Origin of the sequence: Mycobacterium sp. 134, from assembly GCF_048282715.1 — a bacterium.
Taxonomy (GTDB): Bacteria; Actinomycetota; Actinomycetes; order Mycobacteriales; family Mycobacteriaceae; genus Mycobacterium; species Mycobacterium septicum.
The window spans coordinates 3,134,145-3,147,393 of sequence record NZ_JBLVUN010000008.1; the positions used below are offsets into that span (position 1 = coordinate 3,134,145).

A 13,249-nucleotide genomic window follows, 5' to 3' on the forward strand; every position below is an offset into this window, starting at 1 on the left:
GTCATGGACAGCGGCACCCAGGTTCAATACGAGGCTCCGGCAGGCCTGCTCCGCATCGAGGACTGCCTCGACGAGTCCGGCGGTATCGTGCTGCCCCCGGGAACGACCCTGATATCGCTCATCGACCGCAACATCGCACATGTCGGCGATCTGGTCGCCTACCGCTATCTGGACCACAGCCACGCCGAGGAAGAGGTCGTCGAGCTGACCTGGACCGAGCTGGGTGTGCGGCTCCGTGCCGTCTCTTCGCGGCTGCAGCAGGTCGCCGCGCGCGGTGACCGTGTCGCCATCCTGGCGCCGCAGGGTCTCGACTATGTCGTCGGCTTCTTCGCGGCGATCAAGGCCGGGAACATCGCGGTGCCACTGTTCGCGCCGGAATTGCAGGGCCACGCCGAACGACTCGAAGACAGCGCTGCTCGATTCCCGCCCGACCACAGTGCTCACCACCGCCGCTGGGGACGCCGCGGTGCGGGAGTTCCTCGCGAAGATGCCGGAGTCCGCGCGTCCCCGGGTCGAGCTCATCGACAAGGTGCCCGATTCCGAGGGCGACGGTTTCACCCCGATCCCGGTCGATCCCGACGACATCTCCCACCTTCAGTACACCTCGGGGTCGACACGTCCGCCGGTCGGAGTGGAGATCACCCATCGTGCGGTCGGGACCAACCTGCTGCAGATGATCCTGTCCATAGACCTGCTGAACCGAAACACCCACGGCCTCAGCTGGTTACCGCTCTATCACGACATGGGCTTGTCCATGATCGGATTTCCCGCGGTGTACGGCGGGCACTCGACACTGATGTCGCCGACGGCGTTCATCCGGCGCCCCCAGCGGTGGATCCGGGCGATGTCGGACGCATCGAAGCACGGCCGCGTCATCACGGCCGCACCGAATTTCGCCTACGAGTGGACCGCCCAGCGCGGCGTACCCGCGGCGGGGGAGGACATCGATCTGAGCAATGTGGTGCTCATCATCGGTTCCGAGCCGGTGGTCCCGGAGGTGATGACCGCATTCAACGAGGTGTTCGCGCCGTACGGCCTACCGCCGACCGCGTTCAAACCGTCGTACGGCATCGCCGAGGCGACGCTGCTTATCTCGACGATCGCTCCGGCCGAACAGGCGTCGGTGGTCTACTTCGACCGCGAGCAACTCGCCGTCGGCCGAGCGGTCCGCGTCGACGCGCACGCCGAGGGCGCCGTCGCCCATGTGTCGTGTGGCCATCCGGCCCGCAGCTTGTGGGCCGTGATCGTCGACGCGGCGACGGCCGATGGGCTCTCCGCGGAGGTACCCGACGGCGAGGTCGGGGAGATCTGGTTGCACGGCAACAACATCGGTCGGGGATATTGGGGCCGGCCCGTGGAGACACGCAAGACATTCGGGGTGCCGTTGCACTCGCGCCTTGCCTCGGGCAGTCACGCCGAAGGGCTCCCCGAACATGTCACCTGGCTGCGCACCGGCGATCTCGGGGTGTATTTCGAGGGGCAGTTCTATGTGACCGGGCGGATGGCGGACCTGGTGCGGATCGACGGGCGCAGCCACTACCCACAGGACATCGAGGCCACGGTGGCGGACGCCTCGCCGCTGGTCCGGCGTGGCTATGTCACGGCGTTCACCGTGAGCCCCGAGGCCGACGCCGCTGGTGACGGCGCGGAGCTGGTGGTGATCGCCGAACGTGCGGCAGGCACCAGCCGCGCCGACCCCCAGGAGGCGGTCGAGGCCATTCGCGCCGCGGTGGCAGACCGGCACGGACTGACCGTGGCGGATCTGCGATTCCTTCCGGCAGGTGCGATCCCGCGGACCACAAGTGGCAAGCTGGCCCGGGTGGCCTGTCGCGGTGAGTATCTGGAGGGCACACTGGGCGTGCGGTGATCACCCGCCGCAGGCATGCTGCTGGGTATGAGCAGAGACGAGATCACCGCCGCGATCGTGGAAGCCCGCCTGACCAAGGGCCTGACCTGGCAGCAGTTGGCCGATGCCATGGACAAGCCCGTGGTGTGGACGGTGTCTGCGCTGCTGGGACAGCATCCGGTCCCGGTCGAGTCCGGCAAGATCATCGTGGACCTGCTCGGCCTGGACGAGTCGGCGATTCCGGTGCTGGCCGCGGTGCCGATGCGCGGTGGACTGCCGACGGCTGTGCCCACCGATCCCACCATCTACCGCTTCTACGAGGCGCTCCAGGTCTACGGCGGCGCGCTCAAGGAACTCATCCACGAACAGTTCGGCGACGGCATCATGAGCGCCATCAACTTCAGCATCGACGTGCAGCGCAAATCGCACCCTGCCGGTGACCGGGTGGTGGTGACGTTCGACGGCAAGTTCCTGCCTTACGACTGGACTGCCGCGGAAGAGTAGTGCGCGCTGCTAGCTTGCAGACGTGAGCCTGTTCTCGGAATCGTGGGCGGCGTTGCGTGCTGCGGTGGCCGGCCTGCGACCGGAGGACTTCGAGCAGCCCTCCGGCTGCGCCGGCTGGTTGGTTCGAGATCTGGTGTGCCACCTCATCATTGACGCCCAGGACGTGTTGATCACGCTGGCCACCCCGGCCGGCGCCCAAGCCACCCGCAACGCGCTGACCTACTGGGAGGTGGCCGACGCGCCTCCGACCGGCGAGGACCCGTTGGATGCGTTGACCGTCCGGCTGGCCGCCGCATACGAGGATCCCGACCTGCTCACGTTCCATCTGGACGACGTGGGATCGGCTGCCGGGCGGGCAGCCGATCTCGCGGACCCGCGCCTGCTGGTGAGCACGAAGGAACAGGTCCTCACCGTCGGTGACTACCTCGACGCCTACGTGCTCGAATGGACGCTGCACCACCTCGATCTGGTCGCACATCTGCCGGCCGTGGCCGGACCGCCCGCCACCGGGCTGGCCAGATCACGCGTGATGCTCTGCGGCATCGCGGGTGTCCACTTCCCGGCAGGATTCTCGGACAGCGACGTTCTGCTGGTGGGGACGGGCCGACGGGCACCGACCGACTCGGAGCAGACCGGTCTCGGTGAGACGGCCGTGCGGCTCCCGTTCGTCCTCAGCTGATTCCGGCCCTGGCCAAGTGGGCCGTCAACGGTCGATGATGGCCTGGTACACCGACGGCGACGGTAAGGATCTCCATGTCTACACATCGAGCTGTTCACGTCCAGTCTTCCGGCAGTGCCCTGGAACTTGTTGACGCCCAAACGCTCTCACCAGATCGAGGACAGGTCCGGGTAGCGGTGGCGGCGTGCGGGGTCTGCGGCACCGATCAGGCCATCGTCAACGGCGGGTTCCCGGACATGAGCTGGCCGGTGACTCCCGGCCACGAGATCGCGGGCACCATCGCCGAAGTCGGCGCGGGTGTCACCGATTTCGCGGTGGGAGACCGCGTCGCGATCGGCTGGTTCGGTGGCCACTGCGGGGTCTGCATCCAATGCCGCAAGGGCCTGTTCATCCATTGTGAGAAGGGGCAGATTCCCAGCCTGCACTACCCGGGCGGCTACGCGGAATCGGTGACTGTGCCGGCCAACGCGCTCGCCCGGATCCCCGACGAACTCTCCTTCGCCGAGGCCGCCCCGATGGGGTGTGCGGGGGTGACCACGTACAACGCGTTGCGCCACACCCGCGCACTTCCGGGTGACCTGGTCGCGGTGCTCGGTGTCGGCGGCCTGGGCCACCTCGGTCTGCAGTTCGCCCACGCGATGGGCTTCGAGACGGTCGCGATCGCCCGTGGCCCCGGCAAGGAGGCGGACGCACGATCGCTGGGGGCCAGGCACTACATCGACTCGACCGCCGGGGACGTCAGCGCCGCGCTGCGCGACCTGGGCGGGGCGGCGGTGGTGCTGGCCACGGTGGGCAACTCGCAGGCGATGGCCGACACCGTGGGCGGGCTCGCGCCGCGTGGCGAACTGGTGGCGATCGGTGTGACTGCGGACCCGCTGCCGATCAGCCCCGTGCAACTGATCCAGCCTGCGCTGAGCATCTCCGGGCATCCCTCGGGGACCGCTCGTGACGTCGAGGAGGCGATGCACTTCGCGGTCCTGTCGGGGGTCAGGGCCCTGATCGAAGAGCGCCCGCTCGACGAAGCGGCAGAGGCCTATGCCGCGATGCAGCACGGGCAGGCCCGCTACCGCATGGTCCTGACGATCTGATCGGTCGTCGTCCTGGCCGGTCGTCGTCGAATCGGGTTATCTCGCCCCACTCGTCACAGTGAACGGGTAGCGTCGGGGCTTCGTTTGCTGGACGACGAATCGGTGGGGGCCGGGGATGACGTGGAAGTGGATCACGACGGGTGCCGGAGGGATCTTCTCCGGTAGGTCACGTGGCGTTGCCCGAAAGTTCGCCCGTGATACCTATTCTGCCCCGGTGCTTTTCACGCCGGGACGTCTCAGAGCGCTGGTATCCGCCGCACTTGTCGTGCTCTCGTGGTCCGCGGCCGCGCCTGCGTCGGCAGTACCCGTACCGTCGGCGCAGATCGACTACGGCGGCACTATGCGTACGTATCGGCTCCATCTACCTGCCGGAGGCCCGCCCTCCGGGCTGGTCGTCAACCTGCATGCCGCCGGTGCGACCGGAGCCGACCAGGCGGCGCTCACGCATTACGACGCGGTGGCAGACGCCTACGGGTTCGCCGTGGTCTACCCCGACGGCATCGATTACAGCTGGGCTGACGGCCGTGGCGCCTCTGTGCCGGACCGTCAAGGGGTCGACGATGTCGGGTTCATCGCGACCCTCGTCGATCGTCTGGTGGCGGAGAACGGCATCCCGAGAGGCCGGGTGTATGCCACTGGCCTGTCGGCGGGCGGGTTCATGGCCAACCGGCTGGCGTGTGATCGGGCCGACCTGTTCGCCGCGATCGCCCCGGTCGCCGGCACGCTCGGGACGAATGTGGGCTGCAATCCGTCGCGGCCTGTTTCGGTGCTCGCCACATATGGGACGGCGGACCCCGTCGTGCCGTTCAACGGGGGGCCGATGACGGGGCGTGGCGGCGGCAGCACCGTGGTGTCGGGACCGGCGATGGTGGACCGGTGGCGCCAGATCAACGGCTGCCCGGCTCCGTCCGACGAGGCGCTGCCCAGTACCGGGGACGGCACCGAAACCCACCGCATCGCCTCCGACGGGTGTGCCGCGGGAACTTCGGTGGTGTTCATGCGGGTCGACGGCGGCGGGCACACCTGGCCGGGCGTACCCGAGATCCTTCCCGTGCAGTCCGTCGGAGCGGCCAGCCGGGCTTTTGACGCCTCGGATGCTTCCGGGCAGTTCTTCGCCTCACACGGCAGATAGGCACCGCCGCCGAATCGCGTAGTCGGCTACGCGTGTCCGGGTCGCGTCGGGCCGATACGTTCTGCGAGTGCGGGCATGTGAAAGCCCTTGTGTCCGCACCGAAACGGAGGAGTCGATCATGGCGATCAGTTACGGCGTCCTGCGCGCACGACCGGACCGGTTCGTGCGAGAGGACGGGCAATCCAGCCCCCACCTTCAGATCCGGGCGGTCGACGACTCCGGACAACCGTGGCGGGTCGCGGTCAACGTCGAGTCCAACGACGGCAGCGAGGTCGTCTTCTGGGTGGTGGATCCGCTGGTCGGGCACCCCATCGTGAACGGCCTGGCCGCCGTGGCGTCGGGCTTTTCCTTCACCCAGGCCACCTCGGCGGCATCGTTGGACTATGTCAAGGCACCGATGTTCGATTTCACGCTCGGCCGGGCGCTTCCGCCCAGCGGCAACGCGAACGCCGATGACCTGCAGGACCTTTTGAGCCTGTACCTGACCCAATGCCAGGCCGCGGGCGGGGAGCTCTACGCCTTCGGTGCGAAGTTCGACCGCAACCTGCACAAGCCGATCGATACCGACTTCGGTAACACCGACGGTCTGCACGGCGTCCACGACATCCACATGAACCAGGGCAACGTCGGCGCTCACAGCGGCGACAACGGCGCCTTCCATGACGGCGGGCTTCTGCTGGCCTTCCCCGACCGGGTCGTCGGCATCCTGCTGGCGTTCCAGACCCAGCGGGTGCCGACCGACCCGCAGGGCAATGCGGCCCCCGGGGCGCAACCGCTGTCCCGGTTGATCGGGCCCGGACCTGTTGGCCAGGCGATGCCCGGCCTGGCGTATCTGGAGCGGGCGCTGATCAATCCGACCGGCCCGGATCCCGGACACGAAGCCGTGGTGGTCGGCAACTACGCGACCACGCCGGTGTCATTGCACGGTTGGCGGCTGGTCGACCGCAACGGCAGGGAGAGCAAGCTGGACGCCGAGCTGGCCGGCGGCGCGTCGGCGGTCATCGTGCTCGACGGATCAGGTGCCCAGCTGGGCAATTCGGGCGGGAACCTGCTGCTGGTCGACGATCACGGCACTCAGGTGGACAGTGTCACGTATTCGCAGACCGAGGCGGGCGCGGTGGACCGCTATGTGCGATTCCAGCGGTAGTCGCCAATATTCATCACGCAGCGATTAACCCCGCCCGAGCTTCGATCGGCGCGGTGGGAATGATCGAACAGCGCTCTGTGCCAAATGAATTCGCCCAGCGGCCGGGATCGCACCCGGTCAAGTAGGGCAGGCTCGGGCCGGTCCGCGGGGCCGCGGCCAACGGTGCTCCGGCCATAGGGTTTCTCGCGTGGTGGACTGGCACAGCTGGCATGAAGACTATGACCGACCCGATTCGGCGCTGTCGCACCGGCTTCGCGCCGTGCAGACCCTGATCAAACAAGCGCTCGACGATGCTCCGGCCGGCCCCCTGCGGATCGTCAGCCTGTGCGCCGGCCAGGGTCGGGACCTGCTCGAGGTGCTGGCAGAGCATCCGCGGCGCGACGACGTCCGGGCGCGCCTGGTCGAGTTGGATCCGCGCAACGCCGCGGTCGCCGCCGAGACGGTGAACAGGTACCGGTTGACCGGTGTCGAGGTGGTGACCGGTGACGCCTCGCTCATCGACCACTACGCGGACCTGGCGCCCGCCGACATCGTGGTGGCCTGCGGAATCTTCGGCAACATCACCGATGAGGACATCGAGCGGGCCATCGGCTTCCTCCCGCAGCTCACCAAGACCGGCGGAACTGTGTTGTGGACCCGCGGGCGCACCGTCCCCGACCGAGTTCCCTTGATCCTCAACTGGTTTGACGAGCGCGGGTTCGACCTGGTCTGGGTGTCACCACCGGATGTGAGCTACGGCGTCGGCGCTCATCGCTTCACCGCACACCCGGAACCGTTGGTACCGGGCGAGCAGATCTTCACCTTTGTCGGCTCGGATGTGATCCGGGCCGCCGACCGCGCTCGCTGACGACACTTCCTGCCGGGCCCGGTTCCACCAGCACCCGACCGTTCATCAGTACGCTTTTCAACGATGGCTGAGGAAGGTCTGAACGGCAGGGACCGCTTGCGCGGCGGGCTGCGCATGGCCCTGAGAGGGCGCCGCGACCCGGCACCGGTCGCCGGCCGACGCAGTCGCGCGTCGGCCGGGATGGGTGACGTGCACACCCGTAAGGTTCTCGACCTGACCATCCGGCTAGCCGAGGTCATGCTGTCGTCGGGCTCGGGTACCGCCGATGTCGTGGCCACCACGCAGGACGTCGCACAGGCCTACCGACTCACCGACTGCGTCGTCGACATCACCGTCGCGACGATCATCGTGTCGGCACTGCCCACCGCGGACAGCCCGCCGGTCACGATCATGCGGGCGGTGCGGACCAGGTCGACGGATTACACGCGGCTCGCCCAGCTCGATCGATTGGTGCGGCGCATCACCTCCGGCGGTATCACCGTGGACGAGGCGCACGAGGCCATGGACGATCTGACCGAGAGCCCGCATCCGTTCCCGCGGTGGCTCGCGACGGCCGGATGGGCGGGTTTCGCGCTGGGCATCGCGATGCTGCTGGGCGGCAACTGGCTGACTTGTCTGCTGGCCAGCCTCACCGCCGCGCTGATCGACCGGGTCGGCCGGCTGCTCAACCGAATCGGCACGCCGTTCTTCTTCCAGCATGCGGTCGGGGCGGCGATCGCGACGTTGATCGCCCTGGCCGCCTACCGCTACACCGGTCAGGGACTCAGTGCGCTGGTTGCCACCGGGATCGTGCTGTTGTTGTCGGGCATGACCCTGGTCGGTGCCGTTCAGGACGCGCTGACCGGTTACATGGTCACCGCGGTCGCGCGGCTCGGCGACGCGGTCTTTCTCACGGCCGGGATCGTCGTGGGTATCACCGGCGCACTGCAGGCCGCCACGCTGCTCGGGGTTCAGATCGAGCTGCACGTCAACACGGCCGGCACCTTCATCACCCCGAGAGGACCTCTGCCGATTGTCCTGGCGGTTCTGGGTGCCGCGCTGGCCGGGATCTGCCTGACCATGGCCAGCTATGCGCCACTGCGTTCGTTGCCCACCGCCGGGCTCGCGGCCGCGCTGGCCGAGCTGACACTGATCGGGCTGGGGACAGCGGGGTTCGGCCAGTGGGCGGCCACCGGGATCGCGGCGGTCGGTGTCGGTTTCCTGGCCACGTTGATCTCTATTCGCCGGCAGTCGCCGGCACTGGTGACGGCGACCGCCGGCATCATGCCGATGCTGCCCGGCCTCGCGGTGTTCTGGGCGGTGTTCGCCTTCGCCGTGGACGAGAACTTCGGTGAGGGGCTCGCGCACCTGCTGACCGCGGCAGCGACGGCGCTGGCACTCGGCAGCGGCGTGGTGATGGGCGAGTTGCTCGGCTCGCCACTGCGGTACCGCGCCGGACGCATCGGTGAGTTCTTCCGCAAAGAAGGACCGCCGGGACTGCGCCGGGCAGTGGGCCAGGTGGTCCGGCTGCAACCCGCCGACAACACCTCGGCCGTCAACCCACCACGGGCGGAAAGCGTCCCGCTGGAAGCAGCTCCGGCCGAAGAGCCAGAGGAAGACGAGGGCGCCGAGCCCGGCAGCTGATCACGGGATCAGGGTGACCCCACGCCGGGAATGTCGACCCGCGCCTGCAGGATCCGGCCCGTCGAGGAGCCGGCCAGAAGACCTTCGTGGGTGGTGTCGTCGACCACGAGATACAGCGTGCGCCCGTCGTGGCCGCCCAGCGCCGGCGCCACCGCCCACCCGCGGTCGATCTCGATGCGGTGGGTGATCTCGCCGCCGGCGACCACACGCAGGAACTCCCCGGTGTCATAGCAACCGACCCAGACCCCGCCCGCGGCGTCGACACACAACCCGTCGGGGTGCCGGTCAGGACCGAGGTCGGCGAACACGGTTGGCGAACCGAGGCTGCCGTCGGGGCCGGCCGTGAACGCCAGCAGCCGCGAGCCGTTTGTCTCGCTGACCACCAGGGTCGAGTCATCGGGCAGGAACGCCAGGCCGTTGGGCATCGACAACCCGGTGGCGACGATCCGGACCGTGCCGTCGGGGGCGACCAGGCCGATTCCGCCGGTGAGGCCGCGGCCGTCGGCGATGTAGAGGTCGACGTACGTGCGGCCGTCCGGCGCGACCAGCAGATCGTTGGTGGACCACGCGAGGTCGCTGACGTCGTAGGTCGCGGTCACGTTCCCGCGCGTGTCGGCGTGGTGCAGCTGCGCTGCGAACAGCGTCGACACCACGAGGGTTCCGTCGGGTAGCCAGCCGAGTCCGGAAGCCCGCGCGAGTTCGACCTCGACTGCGAGGTCACCGGCCACGCCGGCCGAGTGCACCCGCCCGGCCAGGCCGTCGGTGAACCACAAGCGGTCACCGTGCCAACGAGGCCCCTCGCCGTAGACGATCCCGTCGACGAACGGGACTGCGGCGAGGGCCTCAACGGATGTCATCGGGCCCTCAGGTCCGGTTCAACCGATCAGGTGAACGGCAGGAAGTCGCCGTTGACCCAGACGCCCCAGTGGCCGCCGGCAGGCAGGTTCCACCAGACCATCGGCTTGCCCTGCCACGTCTCGGCCGGCTTCTTCGGCGCGTTCGGCGGCGGCGGGAGGCTCGGATCCGGTTCCGCGCCCGCGATGGCGGTGCCGAGGCCGAGGGCGGCCCCGATCAGGCCGGTGGCCGCGATGGTGGCCAGGGTTGCCTTGCTTCCGAACATGAATGTCCACCTCGGTGCTTGACTCTGAACTTGGATACCCGAAGCTTAGCCAAACGAAGTGATTGAGTCTGCACTTGAGGTCGGCGACGGGGTCATACGTCATCCTGAACCAGCGCGACATGGCCTGACCCCGAGATCAGAAATATTTCGGTCTTCGATGTCGAGAACGCCGCGATGGCTCCGTCCCAGATGTGAGCGACCAACTAGGGTCGCGAATCTGAAGGGAGAATCACATGGCCAAGTACCTGTTTCTCAAGCATTACCGAGGCGCGCCCGCGTCCGTCAACGCCATCCCGATGGACCAGTGGACACCAGACGAGATCCAGGCCCACATCCAGTACATGAACGACTTCGCGGACCGGCTGAAGGACACCGGTGAGTACGTCAGCAGCCAGGCCCTCGCCCCGGAGGGCGCCTGGGTCCGCTACGACGGCGAGGGCAGGTCACCCGTGACCGACGGCCCGTTCGCCGAGACCAAGGATCTGATCGCAGGCTGGATGATCGTCGACGTCGACTCCTACGAGCGCGCCGTCGCGTTGGCCGGAGAACTGTCGGCGGCACCCGGTGCGGGCGGCAAGCCGATCCACGAGTGGCTCGAGGTGCGCCCGTTCCTGACGGCCGCGCCGACCGTCACCGAGTAGATGGCCCCCGGTGCGGTGGACGAGCAGCAGCTGCGGGATCTGATTCCCGGTGTCCTGGCTGCCCTCGTCCACCGCGGGGCCGACTTCGCGACGGCCGAGGACGCGGTGCAGGAAGCCTTGGTCCGGGCCTGGGAGACGTGGCCGAGCCGCCAACCCGACGACCCGAAGGGGTGGCTGATCACCACGGCGTGGCGGCGTTTCCTCGACGTCACCCGCTCCGATGTGACGCGGCGCAACCGTGAGGTCCGGGTCGCGACCGAACCAGCCGCCGGACCTACGCCGGCGGCTGACGACACATTGCAGCTCTACTTCCTGTGCGCGCACCCGAGCCTGACTTCGTCGTCCGCGGTCGCGCTGACCCTGCGCGCGGTCGGCGGCCTGACCACGCGTCAGATCGCACAGGCCTATCTGGTGCCGGAATCGACGATGGCGCAACGGATCAGCCGCGCCAAGCGCACTGTTACCGAGGTGCGGCTAAACCGCCCCGGGGACCTGGGTACCGTGCTGCGCGTGCTGTACCTGGTGTTCAACGAGGGCTACACCGGCGATGTCGATCTGGCCGCCGAGGCGATCAGGCTGGCCCGCCAATTGTCCAGGGCCACCGACCATCCGGAAGTCAGTGGCCTGCTCGCGCTGTTCCTGCTGCACCATGCCAGGCGCCCGGCGCGCACCCGTGCCGACGGGACCCTGGTTCCCCTGGCGGAGCAGGACCGCACGCTGTGGCGGCGCGATCTCATCGCCGAGGGCGTGTACGTACTGCAAGCCGCGCTGGCTCGGGACCGGCTCGGCGAATACCAGGCTCAGGCAGCAGTGGCGGCGCTGCACGCCGACGCCCAGTCGGCCGAGGAGACCGACTGGGTGCAGATCGTCGAGTGGTACGACGAACTCGTCGCGCTCACCGACAGCCCGATCGTGCGACTCAACCGCGCCGTCGCGGTCGGTGAGGCCGATGGGCCGCAGGCGGGTTTGGCGGTGCTCGCCGAACTCGACCCGGCGCTGCCGCGCCACACCGCTGCGTCGGCCTACCTGCACGAGCGTGCGGGCGACATCGCGACGGCCGCACGGCTCTACGTGGAGGCGGCGGCGGAGGCGCAATCGCTGGCCGAGCGCAACCATCTCACTCTGCGCGCATCTGTCCTGCACGGTCAGATTTCCAGGGAGGACGGTTAACCTCCTAGTTGTGGGCAACAGTCGGATGAGGGTGTTGATCATCGGTGGGGGATTCGGCGGTCTGTTCTGTGCGCGCCGATTGGGCGGAACCGACGTCGATGTCACTCTGCTGGACCGGGCCGCGGGGCATCTGTTCCAGCCCCTGCTCTACCAGTGCGCCACCGGGACGTTGAGCTTCGGACAGATCAGCCGCCCGCTTCGCGAAGAGTTCGAGCGACACCGCAACGTCACCACACTGCTCGGCGAGGCGGTAGACATCGACCCGCAGCTGCGTCAGGTGACCGCCCGCCGGCCGGACGAGACGACGTTCAAGATCGACTACGACGTACTCGTGGTGGCCGCTGGCATGCGGCAGTCCTACTTCGGCAAAGAGCACTTCGCACAGTGGGCCCCCGGGATGAAGACGCTCGACGATGCGGCCAACATCCGGCAGCGGGTATTCACCGCCTTCGAGATCGCCGAGACGTTGCCGCCGGGGCCCGAGCGTGACGGTTGGCTCACGTTCGCCGTCACCGGTGGCGGCCCCACCGGGGTGGAGCTGGCCGGGCAGATCCGCGAGATGGCAACCCGCACCCTGGCCCACGAGTTTCACAGCATCGAGCCCGAGGAAGCCCGGGTGCTGCTGTTCGACGGTGGAGAGCGGGTCTTGAAGGCCTTCTGCCCGGAACTGGGGGAGAAGGCGACCCGGTCGCTGCAGCGGCTGGGCGTCGAGCTGCACATGGGTGTCCACGTGACCGATGTCGGGCGGGATGGGGTGACCGTCAGCCCGAAGGCCGGCGGTCCCGACGAGCAGTATGTGGCACGAACCGTGCTGTGGACAGCCGGAGTGGAGGCCGTCCCCTTTGCCCGTCACGTCGCCACGGTGCTGGGCGCGGAATCCGACCGCAGCGGGAGAATCGCTGTCGGGCCTGATCTTTCGGTCGCCGGGTATCCGGAGATTTTCGTGATCGGAGACTTGGCCGGCCGCGAAAACCTGCCCGGGGTGGCCGAGAACGCGATGCAGGGCGGGCTCCACGTCGCCTCGTGTATCCGTCGGGAACTCGCAGGCAAGCCCAGACGGCCGTTCCGCTACCGGGACCTCGGTTCAGCGGCGTACATCGCTCGGGGACAGGCACTTCTGCAGGTCGGCCCGGTCAAGGTCGCCGGTGTTCTCGGATGGCTGGCGTGGGGTTTCCTGCACATCGCGTTTCTGACCGGCATCCGTAACCGGGTCAGCACCGTGAGCACCTGGCTGGCCACCATCGCGCGGGCCCGCCGCGCGCACCGGGCATTCATGCTCGGAGCGACCGGTCTTCCCGAGCAGCGCTACACGTGGACCACCTGGGACGCGCTCACTCCTCCGCCGCCCGAGGTGCCACCGAACGGTGACGACCGCCCGCACGGCCCGTAGCGCGCGGCGCCACACCGCGTTTCGAGTAGTCGGCTACGCGTGCCCACGGCCGCCGTACGCGG

At 68.4% G+C, this 13,249-nt stretch carries 12 protein-coding genes and 1 pseudogene; 11 read left to right on the plus strand and 2 right to left on the minus strand.

The window, feature by feature from the left end; all coding sequences use genetic code 11:
- Positions 1-3 precede the first annotated feature (3 nt).
- The 8 genes and pseudogenes from ACNQVK_RS19820 (at position 4) to ACNQVK_RS19855 (ending at position 8,866) form a co-directional block, all read left to right on the plus strand.
- Positions 4-1,867: pseudogene (locus ACNQVK_RS19820) on the plus strand (fatty acyl-AMP ligase).
- Between the two features lie 15 nt (positions 1,868-1,882).
- Positions 1,883-2,350, plus strand: a complete 468-nt coding sequence (cynS, locus tag ACNQVK_RS19825; RefSeq protein ID WP_418030862.1) for a cyanase — start codon at positions 1,883-1,885, stop codon at positions 2,348-2,350.
- Between the two features lie 22 nt (positions 2,351-2,372).
- On the plus strand, positions 2,373-3,029 hold the full coding sequence (locus ACNQVK_RS19830; RefSeq protein ID WP_418030863.1) for a maleylpyruvate isomerase N-terminal domain-containing protein: 657 nt from the start codon (positions 2,373-2,375) through the stop codon (positions 3,027-3,029).
- Positions 3,030-3,103: 74 nt separating this feature from the next.
- Positions 3,104-4,117, plus strand: a complete 1,014-nt coding sequence (locus ACNQVK_RS19835; protein WP_418030864.1) for an alcohol dehydrogenase catalytic domain-containing protein — start codon at positions 3,104-3,106, stop codon at positions 4,115-4,117.
- Positions 4,118-4,331: 214 nt separating this feature from the next.
- Complete coding sequence (locus ACNQVK_RS19840) at positions 4,332-5,249, plus strand: alpha/beta hydrolase family esterase (RefSeq protein ID WP_418030865.1); 918 nt, start codon at positions 4,332-4,334, stop codon at positions 5,247-5,249.
- Positions 5,250-5,367: 118 nt separating this feature from the next.
- Positions 5,368-6,396 carry a DUF2278 family protein gene (locus ACNQVK_RS19845; RefSeq protein WP_418030866.1) on the plus strand — a complete coding sequence of 343 codons (1,029 nt, stop codon included), beginning with the start codon at positions 5,368-5,370 and terminating at the stop codon, positions 6,394-6,396.
- Positions 6,397-6,583: 187 nt separating this feature from the next.
- Positions 6,584-7,243: a class I SAM-dependent methyltransferase gene (locus ACNQVK_RS19850; protein WP_418030867.1), complete on the plus strand. Its 660-nt coding sequence runs from the start codon at positions 6,584-6,586 to the stop codon at positions 7,241-7,243.
- 63 nt (positions 7,244-7,306) lie between these two features.
- On the plus strand, positions 7,307-8,866 hold the full coding sequence (locus ACNQVK_RS19855; protein WP_409549788.1) for a threonine/serine ThrE exporter family protein: 1,560 nt from the start codon (positions 7,307-7,309) through the stop codon (positions 8,864-8,866).
- 8 nt (positions 8,867-8,874) lie between these two features.
- Here the strand turns inward: ACNQVK_RS19855 and ACNQVK_RS19860 are convergent, their stop codons facing one another.
- Positions 8,875-9,723: an SMP-30/gluconolactonase/LRE family protein gene (locus tag ACNQVK_RS19860; protein WP_418030868.1), complete on the minus strand. Its 849-nt coding sequence runs from the start codon at positions 9,721-9,723 to the stop codon at positions 8,875-8,877.
- Positions 9,724-9,749: 26 nt separating this feature from the next.
- Positions 9,750-9,986 carry a hypothetical protein gene (locus ACNQVK_RS19865; protein ID WP_044518651.1) on the minus strand — a complete coding sequence of 79 codons (237 nt, stop codon included), beginning with the start codon at positions 9,984-9,986 and terminating at the stop codon, positions 9,750-9,752.
- 233 nt (positions 9,987-10,219) lie between these two features.
- On the opposite strand from ACNQVK_RS19865, the gene ACNQVK_RS19870 reads away from it, so the two are divergent.
- The 3 genes from ACNQVK_RS19870 to ACNQVK_RS19880 are packed head-to-tail and all read left to right on the plus strand — an operon-like array spanning position 10,220 to position 13,187.
- Positions 10,220-10,627: a YciI family protein gene (locus ACNQVK_RS19870; protein WP_418030869.1), complete on the plus strand. Its 408-nt coding sequence runs from the start codon at positions 10,220-10,222 to the stop codon at positions 10,625-10,627.
- Complete coding sequence (locus ACNQVK_RS19875; protein WP_418030870.1) at positions 10,628-11,797, plus strand: RNA polymerase sigma factor; 1,170 nt, start codon at positions 10,628-10,630, stop codon at positions 11,795-11,797. It abuts the gene before it with no gap.
- 25 nt (positions 11,798-11,822) lie between these two features.
- Positions 11,823-13,187 carry an NAD(P)/FAD-dependent oxidoreductase gene (locus ACNQVK_RS19880; protein ID WP_418034228.1) on the plus strand — a complete coding sequence of 455 codons (1,365 nt, stop codon included), beginning with the start codon at positions 11,823-11,825 and terminating at the stop codon, positions 13,185-13,187.
- The last annotated feature ends 62 nt before the right edge of the window (positions 13,188-13,249 follow it).